A 17,439-nucleotide genomic window follows, 5' to 3' on the forward strand; every position below is an offset into this window, starting at 1 on the left:
ACCCACACTCATCCGCTCGCCCCCTCACCCCCATCGCTCCGAACCCGCGACCCATGTACCCCCGAGCCCACCCATGACGTATCTTTGGCATAGGACAAACTTTGGCATAGGACGAACCCTCCTGTTCGAGCGGAGCTGATCACGTGGGCATCAAGGGCACCACCGCGGCCGAGATCGCGGGCAGCGTGCGGGACCAGATCGCTTCGGGCGAGTTGGCGCCGCGGGCGAGTCTGCCCCCGGTGCGGGTGCTCGCGGCCGAGCTGGGGGTCAACCGGAACACGGTTGCCCTCGCGTACCGGCGGCTTGTCGAGGCGGGGGTGGCCGAGACGCGGGGGCGCGGCGGCACGGTGGTCGCGGCGGTGCCGCAGCTCGCGCGGGAGGGGGTCGCCGCCGGTGTCGGGGGTGACTGCGTCGACCTGGCCAGTGGTAATCCCGACCCGCTGCTGTTGCCCGACCTCCTCGGTGCCGCCCGGCGCGGGGACTACAGCCCGCCGTTGTACGGCGAGCCCGCGATCGACCCGGGGCTGAATGCCTGGGCCCGCGCCGACTTCGCCGAGGACATCGACCAGCCGTTCCGCACGCTGGTGACGCACGGAGCGGTCGACGCCACCGAGCGGTTGCTCAACGCTCACCTCACCCGCGGGGACCTGGTGGCGATCGAGGACCCCTGCTTCCTGGCGAGCATCGGGACGCTGCGGCTGAGCGGTTACCGCTCCGCGCCCGTCGCGGTCGACGGCGCCGGTATGCGCCCCGACGCGCTGCGGGCCGCGCTGGAGGCCGGTGCCCGCGCGGTCGTCTGCACGCCCCGTGCCCACAACCCGACCGGCGCGAGTCTCACCGAGGAACGGGCGGCCGACCTCCGGGCGATCCTCGCCGAGCACCCCCAGGTTCTCGTCATCGAGGACGACCACTTCTCGGCGGTCTCCGCGCGGCCGTACCACCGGGTCACGCCACCCGGCAGTACACGCTGGGCGTTGGTCCGCTCCGTGTCCAAGTTCCTCGGGCCGGATCTGCGCCTCGCCCTCGTGGCCGCCGACGCCGAGACGACCGCGCGCCTGGAAGCGCGGTTGAGCGCGGGCACCACCTGGGTCAGCCGCCTGCTGCAACACACCGCCCGTGAACTCCTGTTGGATCCCCGGGTCCACGAACTCCACGAACGCGCACGTGAGTTCTACGCCCGGCGCAGCGGCCTGCTCGTCGAGCGCCTCCGCGCCCAGGGCATCGAAGTCCCGTACCGGCCGGACGGGTTGAACGTATGGGTCGAACTCGACGTCGACGCACGAGCCGTGGTCGCGGCCCTCGCGCAGCGGGGCTGGGCGGTGCGGCCGGGGCACCTCTTCGCGCCGGATCCGGCCGCCCACCAGGGCGCGATCCGGATCACCACCTCCACGGCCACGGAGGCGCAGGCCGAGGCTTTCGCCGCCGAACTCGGGGCGGTCGTAGCGGAGTTGCGCTCGACGGGCACCTGACCAACGCGATCCGCCTGCCCACTTCGCCCGCCCATTTCTCTCTCCCCTCCCTCAAGGAGCCATGATGTTCAGCGGATTGAGCGCCTTCCCCCTCACGCCCACCAGCGAGCAGGGCATCGACGAAGCGGCGTACGCGGCGCTCGTCGCCCGCCTCGCCGCCGCCGGTGTGGACTCCATCGGAGCGCTCGGCTCCACCGGCGGCTACGCCTATCTCACCCGGGAGCAGCGCGCCAGCGCAGCGAAGATCGCGGTGGGGGCCGCAGACGGGGTGCCCGTCATCGTCGGTATCGGCGCGCTGCGTACCTCGCACGTGCTGGAACTGGCCGAGGACGCGCAGAAGGCGGGTGCCTCCGGCGTGCTGCTCGCCCCGATGACGTATCAACTGCTCACCGAGGACGAGGTGTTCGGCCTCTATGAGGACGTCACGCGCGAACTCTCCGTGCCGTTGTGCGTCTACGACAACCCGGGCACCACGCACATCCACTTCACCGACGAACTGCACGGCCGTATCGCACAGTTGCCGAATGTCGGCTCGATCAAGATCCCCGGTGTGCCCGAGGACCCGCGCGAGGCCGGACTCCGCGTCGCCGCGTTGCGCGCGCTGATCCCCGACACCGTCACGATCGGGGTGAGCGGCGACCGGACGGCGGCCCGCGGACTCAACTCCGGTTGCGACGCCTGGTATTCGGTCACCGGCGGCACCTTCCCGCAGACCGCCCTCGCCCTCACCCGCGCCGCCCAGGCCGGTCACGCGGACCAGGCGTACCAACTGTCCGCAGGACTCGAACCGTTGTGGGCCCTCTTCCGCCGCCACGGCAGCCTGCGCGTCATCTCCGCAGCCGCCTCCCACCTCGGCCTGACGGAGGAACCGAACCTGCCGCGTCCCCTGCGAGGGCTGGACGAGACCGCCCGCCAGGAGGTCGTCGCCGTGCTGGACGTCCTCGGGCTCACCTCCTGAGCACGAACCACATGGGTGAGCAGCACATATCAAGTACGCGGAGGGTGTGGGAAGTTCCGCCTTCGCTCGGAAAGGGTGGCAGGGAGGGCAGGCGCGGCAACGGCCTGGCGCGCTACGTCGCCGCCGCGGCCCTCGCCCGTACGGCCGACGGGGGAGCGGTCGTCGCCGTCGTTCTGCTCGTCACCTCGTCCGGTGGTTCCGGGACGCTCGCCGGGGTTCTCGGCGCGTGTATCACCGCCCCGCACCTGCTCGGCCCCTTCGTCGCCCGGCCGCTGGACCTCGCCCGGGACGGCCGGAAGGTCATCGCGGCGGCCTGCCTGCTGTACGCCACCGCACTGGCCGCGGGAGTGCTGACGTACGGACACGCCCCAGCCGTAGTGACCGGGCTGTCGCTGGCCGCTGCCGGCACCTGCGGGCCGCTGCTGACCGGCGGTATCAGCAGCCGGCTGCCCGCCATCGTCGGACCGCGACCACGACTGCGCACGCAGCGGCGGGCCCAGGGCTGGGACGTGGCCACCTACGGCATCGGGGGCACCGTCGGCCCGTCGCTGGTGGCCGCGCTGTCGGGATGGGTCTCGCCCACGGCGGCGGCTCTCGCCCTCGCGGTGGGCGCGGGCGCGGCGGCGGGTGCCGTCCTGCTGCTGCCGTTCACCGCGCCGCCCCACGACGGCGACAGGTCGGCGATCCTCAAGCCGGGAGCCACCCTCGCGCTGATAGCCCGCACCGGCCCGCTGCGGCGCACCGTCTACCTGACGATGATCGTCGCCCTGAGTGTGGCCGCCCTGCCGATCACCGCGGTCCACATGACGAAGATCCTCGGTGTCGAGCCGGCCACCGCGGCCGTGCTGACCGCCGCGTACGGCCTCGGCAATCTCACCGGTTCCATAGCCGTCATGGCCTTCCCGCTCACCGGCGACCCGGACCGGCTGATGCGCCGGCTCGCCCTGGGCGTCGTCGCCGGTCTCCTCACCGTCGCCGCGAGCCCCGCCTTCACCGTGACCGTCTCGGCGTACGCCCTCACCGGGATCCTCAACGCCTTCTTCTTCGCCTCCACCCTCGCGGCCCGCACGGAGTACGCCCCGAGCGGAGCGCGCGGTCAGGTCTTCATCTGGGTCGCGGCCCTGAAGATCACGTCCGGTTCAGCCGGAACGGCGTTGGCCGGTTCCCTGACGGGCGTGACCGTCCAACTGCCCTTGGTCGTCGGCCTCTTGGCGGTTTGCGCGGCTGTCGTCGCCGCGACCGTCGAGACGCGCTTCGGGAGAGCCGACGAGAAACGCCGCGCGTGACGGTTCCGGTGGCGAGCGAATCGAACCGACACAGCCTGTCTTCGGAACGGCAACTCGCCCCTGTCCGTACACGATCGAGCCTGACGCGATCCGCACCACCCCTTCGCTGCTGCCGGCCTTTCGACCCCACTCGGGGACCGCCGGTCGGCATGCCGCAGTTCCTCGGACACAGCCGCGATGTCGGGGTAACGCGCCGAGGACAGCCCCGGGTTGCCCGTGGCGCTGCTGACCACTCCGTGCCCGGTGGCGATCCAGGCGCTCAGGTGACGGGACCAGAAGAGCTCGTCGGTGGTGCGCGACTCCTCATAGAAGTCGTAGAGGCGCTCTTGGATCGCGGACTCGACGGCACGGCCCACGCCCGCAAGTGCCCGTTCCGGCCGGAGCCGGGAGACACCCCGGACGCGTGACCCCGACGGCACCCTCACCCTGCACCTGACCGACGGCTCGACGCGCACGGTGCGGGGCGACACCCTGCTCGACTGACCGGACCCGGCGAGCCGTCTCGTGGATCACGTGGACCGTCGGACCGGGTGGGGTCGGGTCGGGTCTGACGGGCCACGGTGCCTCAGCCCTGCCCGCCCGCGATTTCTCTGGGGGGTTCTTCGGGTACATATCCGAGTTGGTATTCGGCACCCTGGAGCAGTTCCTCCGTCACCCGAACCCCGGTCAGCCGCTCGGCGAGGGCGAAGGCCGCCGCCTTGGTGTCGACCCGTTCGCTCGTCTCGCTCGTCCCGTCCTCATCGTCCGAGAGTGCGTAACCGACCTCACGCATGGCCGAGTTGAGGGCATCAGGAGTGCTGCCGTGCCTGGCCGTGTGCCACTCGAAGGTGGTCCGGAGTTCCCCGTCCTCGTACCAATGGAAAAAGTGCATGGGCTTACCGCCGTTGCTGGAGTGCACCACGGCGCACCCACCGTCCGTCAACGCTTTCAGGAAGCGCGACCGCATCCCCGTTCCCCCCTCTCCGACGTGCAGGACGAGCGTCCAGTCACCGCCCTCGCCCGGGACGGTGAATGCCCCCGCCATGAAGGACCCGTCCGAGTAGTCCTCCGGGTCGCGCAGTTCGTCCTGCCGCTCGATCAACGCGTCCGCCCCCGTGCAACTGCCCTGGGGCTCCGCGTCCATTACCCGCAGCACCTCCCTCGGGGCGATGCCCCGCACCAGGGACAGGGTGTACCCGATCTCCAACGCGCAGTCGAACAACCGAGAGGAACGTATCCAGGCATAGTCACGAGCGGTCACCGAAGTCATACGGCACAGTCTGGGCACTGCCACTGACAACGGCCGGGACACGGGCTGGGAGCCGTCACAGCCCGCGCGCATTCCGCGTGGATCGGTGGGTCGGCAACCAGTTGTCGATGACGGCCGCCAACTTGTCGCGGCCGGTGAAGACGTGTCCGTTCATGCCCATGGTCCGTGCGGCGCGCACGTTCTCCTCTCGGTCGTCGACGAAGAGGAAGTCGCCCGGGGAGGCCCGCATGGCGTCGACGCAGTGGCGGAAGGCGGCCGGGTCCGGCTTCGCCGCCCCGATCTTCCCGGAGAAGGCGACGTGGTCCAGTTGCTGGAGCCAGGGCTGCGCGGCGAGGAAGACGTCCGCGTGGTCCGAGGGGATGTTGGACAGCAGGGCGACCTCGGAGACAGCGCGGAGGGACTGGACGTAGGCGACCATGCGGTCGTCGACGCGCGACCAACTGTCGATGTCGGTGAGGCGCAGCTCCTCGATCGTGTCGGCGTCGGCGGACAGGGACAGCCGTCGCAGTACGGCGGTCCAGTACGCGGACGCGGACTGCCGACCCGCGTCGTAGGGCGGGCGGCAGTCCCAGTAGGCCGTCGTGAAGGTGTCGGTGGGTGTGTGACAGCGGGCGGCCATCTTGCCCTGGGCGCCCGGGCGTTGGTGACGGGCGATGACCCCGAAGAGGTCGAACAGCACGATGCTTCGGTCGGTGGACATGAGCGTGGGTTCCTCCGGATTCCGAGGGCGTGTCAGCTGCTGCTCGCTGCCATCTCGGGCGTGCGGTCGGATCCGGTGCGCAGGATCCCGGCGGCCACGGCGGTGATCGCACACAGCAGGATCAGCAGGACGAAGGCGTGGTTCAGGGCGACGACGTGGGTCAGCCAGCCGATGGCGGCGGGACCGGCGAGCATGCCGACGTAACCGAGCCCGGCGACGCGGGAGACGTTGGCTCCCGCGGCGGCAGGGTCGGCGTGCCCGGCCGCACTGAAGAGTTGCGGGACGCAGCCGGACAGGCCCAGACCGAACAGCGCCCACCCCGCGAACGCGGCCCATATCCACGGCGAGACGGTGACGATCGTGATGCCGACGGCGGCCGTCGTCGCGCCGTAGCGCAGGATCGCCATCGACCCGAATCGGGTGACGAGCCGGTCGGCGAGGAGTCGGCCGATGGTCATGGTCGCCGCGAAGGTGCCGTAGGCGAAGGCGGCCGTGCTCGCGGGTGCGCCGAGGACGTCCTTCAGGTGCAGCGCGCTCCAGTCGTTGGCGGCTCCCTCGCACAGCATGACCATCAGGGCGAGGGCGGCGAGGAACCAGATGCGCCTGCTGGTGCTACGGCGCCCGGTGGCCGGAGTCTGTTCGCTCTCCCGAGGCGTCTGTTCGGTCTCCCGAGTGGAGGCGGTCTCGGCAGGAGTGGGCGCGGCAGGCAGCAGGGCGCGGGCCGACACCAGGGCGATGGCGATGCCCAGGACTCCCATGGCGGCCATGCCCGCGGCCGGGCTCAGACCGGCGCTCGCCGTAGCCGCCCCGACGAGCGCGGCCAGGACGCCGCCGACCGAGAACGTGGCGTGGAAGGCCGACATGACGGGACGGCCGTAGGCCTTCTCCACGTGTACGGCGTGGGCGTTCATGCTCACGTCCAGACAGCCGTTGCAGAAACCGAAGACCAGCAGGGCACCACCCAGCGTCCACGCGTCCCGGGGCAGGCCGGGCAGCACCAGGGCCGCACTGCACAGCACACCGGTGGCGGGGACGACGACGCGCGCCCCGAGACGGTCGGTCAGCCGCCCGGCCACCTGCATGCCGATGAAGGCGCCGAGGCCCAGCAGCACCAGCAGCCCGCCGAGCGTCGCGTGCGTGATGCCCACGCGCTCCTCGACGGCGGGGATGTTCACCACCCAGGTGCCCATCAGAGTGCCGCACAGACTGAAGTAGACAAAGGTCGCTATGCGGGCGCCTCGCAGCGAATCATTCATGCCGACCACGGTAACGAACATCCATAGCGATTGAATACTGTCGTTTCGCACACATTGAATGTTCGTTTCGGTTGGTGTTCAATCGCGGTATGAGCAGCAACACCGATCGGCACGGGGCGATCGCGCAGGCCGTCAGGGAGTCGGGCCGGGTCACGGTCCAGGAACTCGTCGAACTGACCGGCGCCTCCGAGATGACCATCCGGCGCGATCTCGACGCGCTGTCCGCGCAAGGCGTCCTCGAACGCGTCCGCGGCGGCGCGCGCACCCTGTTGCTCAGAGGTGAGGAGCCCCCCTTCGCGCTGCGCGCCCACGAGGCCGTCGACGCCAAGCGCCGCATCGCCGCCGAGGTCTCCGCGCTCATCGCGGACGGCGAGACCGTCCTCCTCGACAGCGGCACCACCTGCCTGGAGATCGCCCACCTGCTGCGCCGGCGGCCGATCACGGTGATGCCCCTGTCGTTGCAGGCCATCCACGTGTTCGGCGAGATCCCGGGCCCGGCCACGCTGATGGTGCCCGGCGGGCAGCCCCGGGGCGCCGAGGGAGCCCTCACCGGCCCCCTCACCCTCGCGTCCCTCGCCGCACTGCGCTTCGACACCGCCGTCGTGGGCTGCTGCGGTCTCAGCGCGGCTCAGGGCCTGACCGCCTACGACCTCGACGACGCGGCCGTGAAGAAGGCCGGCATCGCCGCCACGCGCCGCATCATCGTCGCCGCCGACGGCAGCAAGCTCGGCCACACCGCCTACGCCCACGTCGGCCCGTCCACCCTCCTGCACACCCTCGTCACCGACACCGGGGCACCCGCCGACGAGGTCGCCGCGCTCGAAGACACCGGCACGGTCGTGAAGGCCGTCTGACCGGACCGCCGATCGTCGGCTATCGGCTATCGGCTATCGGCTATCGGCTATCGGTCGTCGGTCGTCGGTCGTCGGTCGTGAGATTCGCCCAGTGGGATATGAGTTTCCGCGATGCCCCGTACCTCCTCAGTGGCCCGGCAGCAGGGCCGGCGGGTCGAGCCGATGAGTTTGCCGGTTGCCTGAGGTCTTCCCCCGTGACATGACCGCCTCGTCGGCGGGTCAGGAAACACCGGATCCCGGTGTCATGGAGGAGAGCTGGAGGCCAGGATGAGCAATCCGATTCGGCTGTACATGTCGATGGCGCTCGACGGCTGTATCGCCGGTCCGGACGATCGACCGGGCCAGGAGCTCGGACGCGCCGGCGGACGGCTCTTCAACTGGCTCGACGACCGGAAATCCGACGGTCCCAGCGGCCAGGTCTACCGCGAGGCGCCGGCGACCGGCGCCGTGATCTCCGGCCGACGGACCTTCGAACTCGCCGGGTGCTGGCAGGGCGACCATCACGACGGCGTGCCGATCCTCGTCCTCACCCATCACGTGGACGACGGGGACGTACCACCCGGCCACGCGCGATTCGTCACCGACGTCGAGGACTGCGTCCGTCAGGCTCGCGCGGCTGCCGGGGACCGGCCGGTCATGGTCCATGGCGCGGGCGCGGCGCAGGCGCTCCTCCGAGCCGGGCAGATCGACGAGGTGGAGATCCACCTGATCCCGGTCCTCCTCGGGGACGGCCGACGGCTGTTCGACCACCTCGGTGCCGATCACATCGAACTCGACCTCGTCCGACGGCTTGACGACCGAGATGTCACGCACCTCCGCTACCAGGTGCGTCGTACCGAGGAGGCTGCGTGAAGACGCTCTTCGTCTCCTACCGCGTCACCGATCTGGACCGCTCGCTCGCCCTCTACGCCGCTCTGGGCTACGGCGAGTTGGGCAGGGTCGAGACCGGCGACGGGGCTCGCCTCGTGATCCTCAAGTTCCCCGACGAACCGTCGGCCTCGCTCGAACTGGTCCACCGCCCCGGCGACGGACCGGTCGACGTGGGCAGCGGTTTCGACCACCTGGCGATCCAGGTGGACGCACTGGCCGCCACCCTGGAGCGGCTGACCGCAGCCGGCCTGGACCCGGGACCTGTCCAGCACCCGGGCGGCCCGCAAGGCCCGAAGACGTCGTGGCTCACGGACCCGGACGGCTACCGCATCGAGTTGGTGGAGTGGCCGTCCGGACAACCCGACGGCATGACCGCAGCGGACTTCGCCTGAGGCGGTGATGGTCTATGGAGAAGGTGTCGCGGAGGGTGTTGCTCTGGATGAGCGGGCGGTTCGCCGACGAAGGCGCCTCGGTCGCGCCGACGGCAGGGCAGGTGGACGGGCACGTGAACGGGCTGGATTTCGCAGGGTGCGCTGAGGCGGTGCCCACGCTGTCACGGCAGCCAGACACGCCCAACTACCCCCATCCTCAAGGAGCTTGTGACAGCCCTGTGACTGGAATTATGGCCTCCATCACATGCCCAGGGTGCACACGCTGATCAGATGACCGGATGCCCAGACCCGCCCCACTCCACCCAACTCTCGCCCGCACCGTGCCCTTCCTGTCGGCCCTCGCAGCGACCGCCCTGCTGCTCACGGCCTGCGGAACGGAGCGCACCGGTGCCGGGAACGCCGGCGCGACCACGGCCGAACCGTCGTCCCGCACGCAGGTCGACGACCCGGGCAAGGACGGCGTACGGATCACCTCCCTGACCCTCCCGTCGGTCTCCCCGTCGCCCACCCGCAGCACCTCTGTCTCCGCCGAGAGCCTCCCTGGGGACTCGGGGATCTCCGCCACCTACGAGGTGACCAACAAGGGCACCGAGACCCTGACCTACTCGGTCGTCTTCACCTTCATGAGCGCCGACGGCGGGGCCATGGCCAACCAGACCGCGACCGTCCGCGACGTCGGCCCCGGCAAGACCGTACGAGGCACGGTCCGGGCCGGCGAACTGCCGCCCAGCACACCGCGGGTGACGCAGGCCAAGGTGCTCGAAGTGCACAAGGTCCCCTCAAGCGAGGCGCCGGCCGCGGCGGGCACGTGCCCCGCCTCCGGGATCCGGGTCACCGCAGATCAGGGCGACGCCGCCATGGGGCTGCGCGTGGTGGGCCTGCGTCTCGACAACTGCGGTAAGCGCGACTACGGCGTCGACGGCCACCCGCTGCTGGAACTCCTGGACGACGATCTCAAGCACGTCGACGGCATCAAGATCCTCGACGGCGGTGGCGAGATCACCCCCGGCAGCGTGGACGACAAACAGCCCGGTCCCGTCACGCTCAGGCCCGGCGAGTCGGCGACCGCCAGCCTGGTCTGGCGCAACACCACCGAGTTCGGCACGCAGGTGAACGTGCCCTATGTGCGCGTCCGGGCGAAGGCCGGTGCCGACCCGGTGATCGTGACCCCGAACCTCGACCTCGGAACCACCGGAAAGCTCGGGGTCACAGCGTGGCAGAAGGACGAGGACTGAGCGGACCCTGCGAGAGGGATGATCACCGGTGTCCGGCGACGGATGGTTGTGCGTCGAATGCGGGTCCGCGGTGTCGCGTACAGCTACAGCTCAACGCCGTCGGGAGCGGGGTTGCTTGCGATGGCGGGCGTGGAACTGGCCGAACCGACAGCCCAGTTGAGGGCGGAAATCACCGAGGCCATGCGGGTTGGCGAGGAGGCCGGGCTGCGGTTCGAGCCGGGCCCGCCCGCCCCCACGCGTCACGGCATCCTGCCCGGCCGGCCCGGCGCCCGACGACGGGTGGGGCGCACGTCGGTCTGGCCGTCGATGTGGGGGAGTGCTCCCGAGCGAGGCCCTCTCGGATGTTCCACTTCCAAGATCCCTGACAGCGCCAAGCCAAGCGAAGGCGAGCCAAGCGAAGCCGAGCCGAGGCCAGGTCAGCGGTCGCCGCCGCCGTCCCCGCGAAACGCCCCGGCCACCACAGGCACCAACTGCCGCTCGATCTGCTCGGCTGACATGGCGGCTAGCTCGCTGCCGATCGGCGCGAGGGCGAGCCAGTTCAGCAGGCCGGCCGCGCAGCGCGTACGGAAGATCAGCTCCTGCTCGTCGACTCCGGGAACGTGAGGCGTCAGCACCCGCAGGACATCCCGGCGACTCTGGACGAACTTGGCGGTCAGCCGCTCCCACCCCTGGGGCGGTTCGATGCCGACCCGTGCCACGGTCCGCATCACGGCCAGATCCTGCCCACCGGCCGAAATCGCGCGCACCATCGGCCCGGCGAACGCCGCCGCCACCTCCTGGAGGGTCGGAGCGGAGCCAAGGGAATCGATGGCCTGCATCTGCGCGTCCAGATACCGTTCCAACGCGTGCTCGATCGCCGAGTCGCACAGCGCCTTCAGTGACCCGAAGTGGTAACTCACCGCGGCGACATTGGCTCCGGCGCGCTCCGTGATCTCGCGGAGCGTCAGGCCGTCCTGGCCTCGCTGAGCGAGCAACTCCAGGGCTGCCGCCTGTAGACCGTCCCGCGTGCGCTGGCCGGCCTCGCGACGCAGGTCTGTCTTTTCCACCCTGGTCATGGCGGGTATTCAAGCGGTTGCTTGAGTGCATTGTCAAGCGGTGGTCCCGCGGGTGGATCCGGTCCCGCCGGGCCTCCGGGGTCGCGTGATCACACAATTCAAACAGTCGCTTGACAGCTTGCGTCGCCGTTCATAAAGTCAAGCCAGCGTTTGATTTACTAAGAATCCGCGGAGGGTCGAGCCCGTTGCGACGGACCTCGGATCCTGTCGGCGAACCTGGAGGAATACGTCATGAAGCTGCTCAGCCGGAAGTCGATCACCGCCGCGACCGCGATAGCGATCCTGGGCGGTCTCTCCATCGCCGCCGTGCCGTCACAGGCGGCGAGCCCCGTCCACAACAAGTCGGCGGTGCAGGACAGTTCGGCGGCTCCGACCCTGACCGCCCGTCAGCTCGCGAAGCTGCCGCTCACCGACCGCCAGCTGACCAAGCACGAGAAGGCCAACCTCGCGATCGTCCTCCGCGACTACTACGTGGCGGAGGGCAGCCACATCGACGTCCCGACGTTCGTCAACAGCTTCACCAGGGACGGCGTCTTCGACGACATGGTCGCCGGCCAGGCCTACCGGGGTAAGGCGCTCGGCAGCGTGCTGCCGTACATGAAGGGCCTCTTCTCCGACGTTCACCGTGACCTCAAGCGCATCACCGTGAATGGCGACACGATCAGCATCGAGCTGTCGATCCAGGGCACGTTCGACGGACAACTCCCGTCGCCGACGGGCGGCTTCGTCCAGGGCAACGGCCGCAAGGTCGACGCGCCGACCGCCGACTTCTGGTACCTGAAGAACGGCAAGGTCACGACGTTCAACTGCTTCGTCGGCTACTCGAAGATGTACTCCGACATGGGCGTGAACTTCGACTGGGCCTCGGCCGTCAACAAGCACTGAGCCGACCGTCCCCGGTGCTGACGGTCCATCAATCAGCCAACTCCGTAGCCGTAGTCGGCGTCGCGTGCTCGGGTGCGACGAACCACGTGCCGCTCAGCCGTCTGACGCCGCCTCTCGCCCGCAGACTCGGCGCGCTGATCGACTTCGACGGTCTCCTGACCGACCACCCCACCGGAGGAGACGGCGCGGGGAACGAAGCAGTCCTGGCCCGGGCGAGAGCACTGGCATCAGCTCTCCCGGGAAGAGTCACGGAGGTTTCCTACGACACCTGCGGCGATGGGCGGTGGCTTCGACACGTCGGAGACGTGGAGTTCCTGGAAGCCTGGCTGCACCATCCCGAATTCCACTTGATCAAGTAGCGCCTCGGCGTCGATCCCACAAGCTGGGCAAGTCAGTGCCAGGAAGCCTCTCCGGCGCACTCCGGTCGCGACCGCCAAGGCGCGGGACGCCGTGATCATGTACCCACCGCGCGGGCCCCGTCCGCCCCCGTCCCGCCCGTCCCAAGGATCACCGTCCCCCCGGCCGGGTGCAGTTCAGGGACCTCACGGGTGATCCTCGACAGATGCCGTCACGAGTCCGGGTGTGATGGTTCCATGACCGACCCCGCCGTACCCGCCCCGGACGCGTCCGACCATTCCCAGGCGCCCCAGCCACCTACCGAGTACCTTCCCGAACCGCTCACCTACCGTCTCAAGCGTCGGCTGCTCGGGCCGCCGTTGGTCACCGGGCGCATCCAGCGGGAGAAGCTCGACAACCGGACGGCGCTCGGCGTCCTCGCCTCGGACTGCATCAGTTCGTCGGCGTACGGCAGTGAGGAGATGCTGCGGGTCCTGGTGCCGGTGGTCGGGGTCGCCGCCTTCACGCTGCTGATGCCGGTGACGGGCGCGATCCTGCTGATCCTGGTGCTGCTGACGCTCTGCTACAGCGACGTCGTCACGATCTACACGCGGGCCGGCGGGTCGTACGTCGTCGCCCGCGAGAACTTCGGCCCCGACGTCGCGCAGGTCGCCGCCGTGGCGCTCCTCGTCGACTACGTCGTGACGGTCGCCGTCCAGGTCTCGGCGGGCACCAACGCGCTCATCTCGCTCGCCCACCTCGTCGGCAACGGCTGGACCGGCATCGACCACCTCCAACTCCCCGTCAGCGTAGGGGTGGTGCTGATTCTGGTGTACGGCAATCTGCGCGGCCTGCGCGAGGCGGGGCGGGTGTTCGCGGTGCCCGCGTACCTGTTCATGGCGGCGGTCGGACTGATGCTCGCCGTGGGAGTGGCCCGCTGGGCGTTCGGGGATCTGCCGCACGCCGACGTCCACGCGCAGGGTGTCGTGCCGCTCGGTACGCCGGGGGACGGGTGGCTGTACGGGGCGTCGCTGTTCATGGTGCTGCGCGCGTTCGCGAACGGCGGCTCCTCGCTCACCGGCCTGGAGGCGATCTCCAACGGCATCTCCGTCTTCCGCGAACCGCAGGGCCGCAACGCCCGCCGCACGCTCATCACCATGAGCTGCGTCCTGGGCGTCCTCGTGCTCGGCGTCTCCGGTCTCGCCCACCTCACCCACGCCGTCCCCTACACGGACGGCACGCCGACCGTGATCGCACAGGAGGCCCGACTCGTCTTCGGCAGCGGGGTGTCCGGCACCGTGGGGCTGGTGTTCGTGCAGCTCGCCACCGCGCTGATCCTCTACACCGGGGCGAACACGCCCTTCACGGGCTTTCCCTACCTGGCCAGTTTCGTCGCCGAAGACCGCTTCCTGCCACGGCAGTTGACCCGGCGCGGGCACCGACTGTCCTTCTCCAACGGCATCATCACGCTCGCCGTCGTCGCCCTCGCCCTCCTGTTGGTGACCGACGCCAACGTGGACCGGCTCGTCGCGCTGTACGCCATCGGCGTGTTCACCGCGTTCACGATGGCGGGCGCCGGACTGACCGTCCACCACGCACGCCGACGCGAACCCGGCCGACGCTGGAAGATCGCGGTGAACGCGACGGCGGCCGTCGTCTCGGCGCTCGTGGTGCTCATCTTCGCGGTCACCAAGTTCACCGAGGGCGCGTGGCTGGTCGTCGTGGTCTTCCCGCTCGGGGTGTGGGCCCTGATCCGCATCAACCGCGAATACCGCGCGGAGACCGCCGAGGTGGAGTCACTCCCGCCCGCCGGGCAGAGCGACCGGCCACGCCGGCGCCGCCATGTCGTGTGCGTCCTCGTCGACGCCGTGGACCCGGCCGTCTTCCACGCGCTGCGCTACGCCCACGAGTTGAGGCCGGACGAGGTGCGGGCCGTGCACGTCGCGGTCGACGCGGTGCGCGCCCGGCATCTGGTGGCGCGCTGGGAGGCCGTAGGCACCACCGATGTCCCGCTGGAGATCGTCGACTGCCCCGACCGCCGACTGGAGCGGGCCCTGACCGAACTCGCCGCCCGCGAGACCGCCGACGGCCACACCGCGCTCACCCTGCTGATCGCCCGCCGCACCTACACCACCGTGCTCGGCCGCCTCCTGCACGGCGGCACCGCCGAACGCATCGCCCGCGCCCTGGAGGAACTGCCGTCCGTGGTGGTCACGATCCTGCCGTACAGCGTGGTGGTCGGCGGCGGTCCGGAATGCCGGCCGGACCCGCACGGGTGACCGGGGTCCGGACCACCTCCGTACGAGTGACCGAAGCCCTGGCGGAGCGTGCCGGACGTCGCTGACGTGCGGCCCGTCCCACACGATCCGAACATGCTGCCCGGATTCCTGACCAAGGCGATGAACCTGCTGCTCGCCCGGGAGGGCCGCTCGCTGCACCTGAAGACCGCGGGCGCCGCGACGGCCGTCCTCGTCGTGGTGATGCTCGTCGCTTCGTACGCGGTCGTGGCCGCCGAGGACGGGGCGAAGCGCGCCAACCTGACCACGTATCCAAGGGCGTTGTGGTGGTCGATCGAGACCGCGACCACGGTCGGCTACGGCGACTTCTACCCCGTGACGTTGTGGGGCCGGCTCGTCGGATCGGTCGTCATGGTCGTCGGGATCACCACGTACGGCCTCGTCACCGCGGCGCTCGCCACCTGGTTCGTCGGCCGGGAACAGACCCGCCGCCACCACCTCGTCCGGAGCGCGGAACACGACCTCCACGAGGCGTACGACGAGACCGCCCACGCCCTGCACGAACGGTTCGACCGCCTGGAACACCTGCTCACCACCAAGGGAGAGGCCAAGGGAGAGGCCAAGGGCGAGGCCAAGGGCGAGACGCAGTGAACGGCACCGGACGGGTGTGGTGCGTCTCCGGGCATGAACTGTTCGGCGTGGTCCGGCTGTTGTCGTATGTGCCGGGTGTCTCCGGAGTTTCTGCATTCCGGGGCTCACGTCGGAACTCGCCGAATGCCTTGTCCGTAGGCAGTAATTGACGCCAGAGGTACCGGAGTTCGCATAAGCCGGATTCAACACGCTCAACATTCCTGTGTGTTGCACGGCATCCCGTGGTGAATCGGCGTGGATCAGCGTGAATTGGGGTGTGTGGAATCGCGGGGGGTGTAAACCGAATTCGACGAGTGCTTCAACCTCTTCCTTCGCGCCCTGCTGGACATCGTGCCCGGCGGGCAATCTGGCGGAAGCCGACCGTGCGTACGGATTCCGGCGAACTGGCAAACCCCGCAAGCCATTTGGAGGTACACGGTGTCCCCAGCGCCGAGCATCGGCGTCCTCGCCACCGGCACGTGCTTACCCGAGGGCATCCTGACCAACGACGAGGTCGCCGAGGCGGCCGGCGTCGACCCCGACTGGATCGTCCAGCGGACCGGCGTACTGCGTCGGCACATCGCGGAGCCCGATCAGGCCGCCTCCGATCTCGCCGCCGAAGCCGTGCGGAAGGCACTCACCGCGGCCGGTCTCCCGGCATCCGCACTCGGTCTGCTCGTCCTCGCCACCTCCACCCCCGACGAGTTGGGACCGTCGACCGCGTGCAGGGTCCAGGCACTGGTGGGCGCGGACCGGGCGGTCGCCTTCGACGTGGCCGCGGCCTGCTCCGGCTGGCTGTTCGCCGCCCGGGTCGCCCACGACTGGCTCCGCTCCGGCACCGGCGAACGCTATGCCGCCGTGGTCGGCGTCGAGGTCTACTCCCGTTTCGTCGACCCGTCCGACCGCGCCACGGCGGTGCTGTTCGCCGACGGAGCGGCGGCGACGATCCTCGGGCCCGTCCAGGGAGGCAAGGGGTTCGCCTCGATCCGGCTGGGGTCGGACGGTACGGCGGCGGGCGACGTCCTCATCCCGGCCGGCGGCAGCCGACTGCCCGCCTCCCCGCAGACCCTCGCCGACCGGCGCCACAAGGTCCACATGAACGGCAAGGCCGTACGGGACTTCATCCTGCGGATCTTCCCCGAGGTCCTCGGCGACGCCCTGCACCGCAACGACCTGCGCCTGTCGGACATCGACCTGCTGATCTCCCACCAGCCCAACCCCCTCCTCCTACGTCGCGCCGCGGCCGACGCCGGAGTCCCCGAGGACCGGGTGGTGATCGTCGGGCACGAGGTCGGCAACATCGGCGCGGCCTCCATCCCGTACGCCCTGGCGAGCGCGGACCACGACGGACGGCTCCGGGCCGGCAGCCGGGTGCTCGTCACCGCGTTCGGCGCGGGCCTGACCTGGGGGAGCACGGTCCTGACCTGGACCAGAGCACAGCGGCACGGCATCGTCCCCGCACCCCGAACCGAAGCCCCCAACACGAAAGCATCTCGAACTGAGGTCCCCGAACTGAGGCCCCCGAACCGAACTCCCCGAACCGAAGCTCTCCGGACCGAAGCGCTTAGCGTCATAGCCCCTCGCATGGGAGCGCCCGGTGCCGAAGCCCCCGAACCGAAGCCCTCCGACCGAGGCGCTTAGCGCCGTAACTCCTCGCACGGGAACGTCCCGCGCCGAAGCCCTCGAATCGAAGCCCTCCGACCGAAGGGCTTAGCGCCGTAACCCCTCGCACGGGAGCGCCCCGCGCCGAAGCCCCTGTGCCGAAGCCCCGGACCGAAGGGCTTAGCGCCGTAACTCCTCGCACGGGAACGTCCCGCGCCGAAGCCCTCGAACCGATGCCCTCCGACCGAAGGGCTTAGCGCCGTAACCCCTCGCACGGGAGCGTCCCGCGCCGAAGCCCCCGAATCGAAGCCCTCCGACCGAAGGGCTTAGCGCCGTAACCCCTCGCACGGGAGCGTCCCGCGCCGAAGCCCCCGGACCGAAGCCCTCCGACCGAAGGGCTTAGCGCCGTAACCCCTCGCACGGGA

General features: G+C 70.1%; 16 protein-coding genes. 12 read left to right on the forward strand and 4 right to left on the reverse strand.

The genetic code is table 11. The annotated features are described in order from the left end of the window. Positions 1–143 precede the first annotated feature (143 nt). The 3 genes from OG226_RS45025 to OG226_RS45035 all read left to right on the forward strand — a co-directional run bounded on the left by OG226_RS45025 (position 144) and on the right by OG226_RS45035 (position 3,713). Entirely contained in the window at positions 144–1,469 is a 1,326-nt protein-coding gene (locus OG226_RS45025) for an aminotransferase class I/II-fold pyridoxal phosphate-dependent enzyme (RefSeq protein ID WP_328685285.1), read from the forward strand. A gap of 64 nt (positions 1,470–1,533) precedes the next feature. Then, positions 1,534–2,427: a dihydrodipicolinate synthase family protein gene (locus tag OG226_RS45030; protein ID WP_328686611.1), complete on the forward strand. Its 894-nt coding sequence runs from the start codon at positions 1,534–1,536 to the stop codon at positions 2,425–2,427. An 11-nt stretch (positions 2,428–2,438) separates the two neighbouring features. Further along, positions 2,439–3,713, forward strand: a complete 1,275-nt coding sequence (locus OG226_RS45035) for an MFS transporter (RefSeq protein WP_329352360.1) — start codon at positions 2,439–2,441, stop codon at positions 3,711–3,713. 565 nt (positions 3,714–4,278) lie between these two features. On the opposite strand, the gene OG226_RS45040 is transcribed toward OG226_RS45035, so the two are convergent. The 3 genes from OG226_RS45040 to OG226_RS45050 are packed head-to-tail and all read right to left on the reverse strand — an operon-like array spanning position 4,279 to position 6,918. Beyond that, complete coding sequence (locus tag OG226_RS45040; protein ID WP_329352361.1) at positions 4,279–4,962, reverse strand: DUF6461 domain-containing protein; 684 nt, start codon at positions 4,960–4,962, stop codon at positions 4,279–4,281. Positions 4,963–5,017: 55 nt separating this feature from the next. Beyond that, entirely contained in the window at positions 5,018–5,662 is a 645-nt protein-coding gene (locus tag OG226_RS45045) for an HAD family hydrolase (RefSeq protein ID WP_329352362.1), read from the reverse strand. Positions 5,663–5,694: 32 nt separating this feature from the next. Further along, the gene (locus OG226_RS45050) at positions 5,695–6,918 is read right to left on the reverse strand and encodes an MFS transporter (RefSeq protein ID WP_329352363.1); all 1,224 of its coding nucleotides are present in this window, start codon (positions 6,916–6,918) and stop codon (positions 5,695–5,697) included. Between the two features lie 89 nt (positions 6,919–7,007). Between OG226_RS45050 and OG226_RS45055 the strand changes: the two genes are divergently transcribed. The 4 genes from OG226_RS45055 to OG226_RS45070 all read left to right on the forward strand — a co-directional run bounded on the left by OG226_RS45055 (position 7,008) and on the right by OG226_RS45070 (position 10,269). Beyond that, positions 7,008–7,772, forward strand: a complete 765-nt coding sequence (locus OG226_RS45055) for a DeoR/GlpR family DNA-binding transcription regulator (protein WP_329352364.1) — start codon at positions 7,008–7,010, stop codon at positions 7,770–7,772. 267 nt (positions 7,773–8,039) lie between these two features. Next, positions 8,040–8,624: a dihydrofolate reductase family protein gene (locus tag OG226_RS45060; RefSeq protein WP_329352365.1), complete on the forward strand. Its 585-nt coding sequence runs from the start codon at positions 8,040–8,042 to the stop codon at positions 8,622–8,624. Further along, entirely contained in the window at positions 8,621–9,034 is a 414-nt protein-coding gene (locus OG226_RS45065) for a VOC family protein (RefSeq protein ID WP_329352366.1), read from the forward strand. The genes OG226_RS45060 and OG226_RS45065 overlap by 4 nt, the downstream gene beginning before the upstream one ends. A gap of 278 nt (positions 9,035–9,312) precedes the next feature. Then, positions 9,313–10,269, forward strand: a complete 957-nt coding sequence (locus OG226_RS45070; RefSeq protein ID WP_329352367.1) for a DUF4232 domain-containing protein — start codon at positions 9,313–9,315, stop codon at positions 10,267–10,269. Positions 10,270–10,685: 416 nt separating this feature from the next. Here OG226_RS45070 and OG226_RS45075 read toward each other — a convergent pair whose 3' ends face one another. After that, positions 10,686–11,324, reverse strand: coding sequence for a TetR family transcriptional regulator (locus OG226_RS45075; RefSeq protein ID WP_328685295.1), 639 nt, complete (start codon positions 11,322–11,324; stop codon positions 10,686–10,688). 231 nt (positions 11,325–11,555) lie between these two features. On the opposite strand from OG226_RS45075, the gene OG226_RS45080 reads away from it, so the two are divergent. The 5 genes from OG226_RS45080 (at position 11,556) to OG226_RS45100 (ending at position 17,053) form a co-directional block, all read left to right on the forward strand. Further along, complete coding sequence (locus OG226_RS45080) at positions 11,556–12,209, forward strand: nuclear transport factor 2 family protein (protein ID WP_329352368.1); 654 nt, start codon at positions 11,556–11,558, stop codon at positions 12,207–12,209. Between the two features lie 14 nt (positions 12,210–12,223). Next, positions 12,224–12,568: a DUF6368 family protein gene (locus OG226_RS45085; protein WP_329352369.1), complete on the forward strand. Its 345-nt coding sequence runs from the start codon at positions 12,224–12,226 to the stop codon at positions 12,566–12,568. 234 nt (positions 12,569–12,802) lie between these two features. Beyond that, positions 12,803–14,824, forward strand: a complete 2,022-nt coding sequence (locus tag OG226_RS45090) for an APC family permease (protein WP_328685298.1) — start codon at positions 12,803–12,805, stop codon at positions 14,822–14,824. A 93-nt stretch (positions 14,825–14,917) separates the two neighbouring features. After that, positions 14,918–15,433, forward strand: coding sequence for a potassium channel family protein (locus OG226_RS45095; RefSeq protein WP_328685299.1), 516 nt, complete (start codon positions 14,918–14,920; stop codon positions 15,431–15,433). Between the two features lie 417 nt (positions 15,434–15,850). Then, complete coding sequence (locus OG226_RS45100; protein WP_329352371.1) at positions 15,851–17,053, forward strand: 3-oxoacyl-ACP synthase III family protein; 1,203 nt, start codon at positions 15,851–15,853, stop codon at positions 17,051–17,053. Positions 17,054–17,439: the final 386 nt, after the last annotated feature.

Source organism: Streptomyces sp. NBC_01261, assembly GCF_036226385.1.
Lineage (GTDB): Bacteria > Actinomycetota > Actinomycetes > Streptomycetales > Streptomycetaceae > Streptomyces.

Bases quoted from the DNA above. Each gene is read 5' to 3' on its own strand.
- OG226_RS45030 (WP_328686611.1), top strand. From the start codon at position 1,534: ATGTTCAGCGGATTGAGCGCCTTCCCCCTCACGCCCACCAGCGAGCAG.
- OG226_RS45035 (WP_329352360.1), top strand. From the start codon at position 2,439: ATGGGTGAGCAGCACATATCAAGTACGCGGAGGGTGTGGGAAGTTCCG.
- OG226_RS45040 (WP_329352361.1), bottom strand. From the start codon at position 4,962: ATGACTTCGGTGACCGCTCGTGACTATGCCTGGATACGTTCCTCTCGG.
- OG226_RS45045 (WP_329352362.1), bottom strand. From the start codon at position 5,662: ATGTCCACCGACCGAAGCATCGTGCTGTTCGACCTCTTCGGGGTCATC.
- OG226_RS45050 (WP_329352363.1), bottom strand. From the start codon at position 6,918: ATGAATGATTCGCTGCGAGGCGCCCGCATAGCGACCTTTGTCTACTTC.
- OG226_RS45055 (WP_329352364.1), top strand. From the start codon at position 7,008: ATGAGCAGCAACACCGATCGGCACGGGGCGATCGCGCAGGCCGTCAGG.
- OG226_RS45060 (WP_329352365.1), top strand. From the start codon at position 8,040: ATGAGCAATCCGATTCGGCTGTACATGTCGATGGCGCTCGACGGCTGT.
- OG226_RS45070 (WP_329352367.1), top strand. From the start codon at position 9,313: ATGCCCAGACCCGCCCCACTCCACCCAACTCTCGCCCGCACCGTGCCC.
- OG226_RS45075 (WP_328685295.1), bottom strand. From the start codon at position 11,324: ATGACCAGGGTGGAAAAGACAGACCTGCGTCGCGAGGCCGGCCAGCGC.
- OG226_RS45080 (WP_329352368.1), top strand. From the start codon at position 11,556: ATGAAGCTGCTCAGCCGGAAGTCGATCACCGCCGCGACCGCGATAGCG.
- OG226_RS45090 (WP_328685298.1), top strand. From the start codon at position 12,803: ATGACCGACCCCGCCGTACCCGCCCCGGACGCGTCCGACCATTCCCAG.
- OG226_RS45095 (WP_328685299.1), top strand. From the start codon at position 14,918: ATGCTGCCCGGATTCCTGACCAAGGCGATGAACCTGCTGCTCGCCCGG.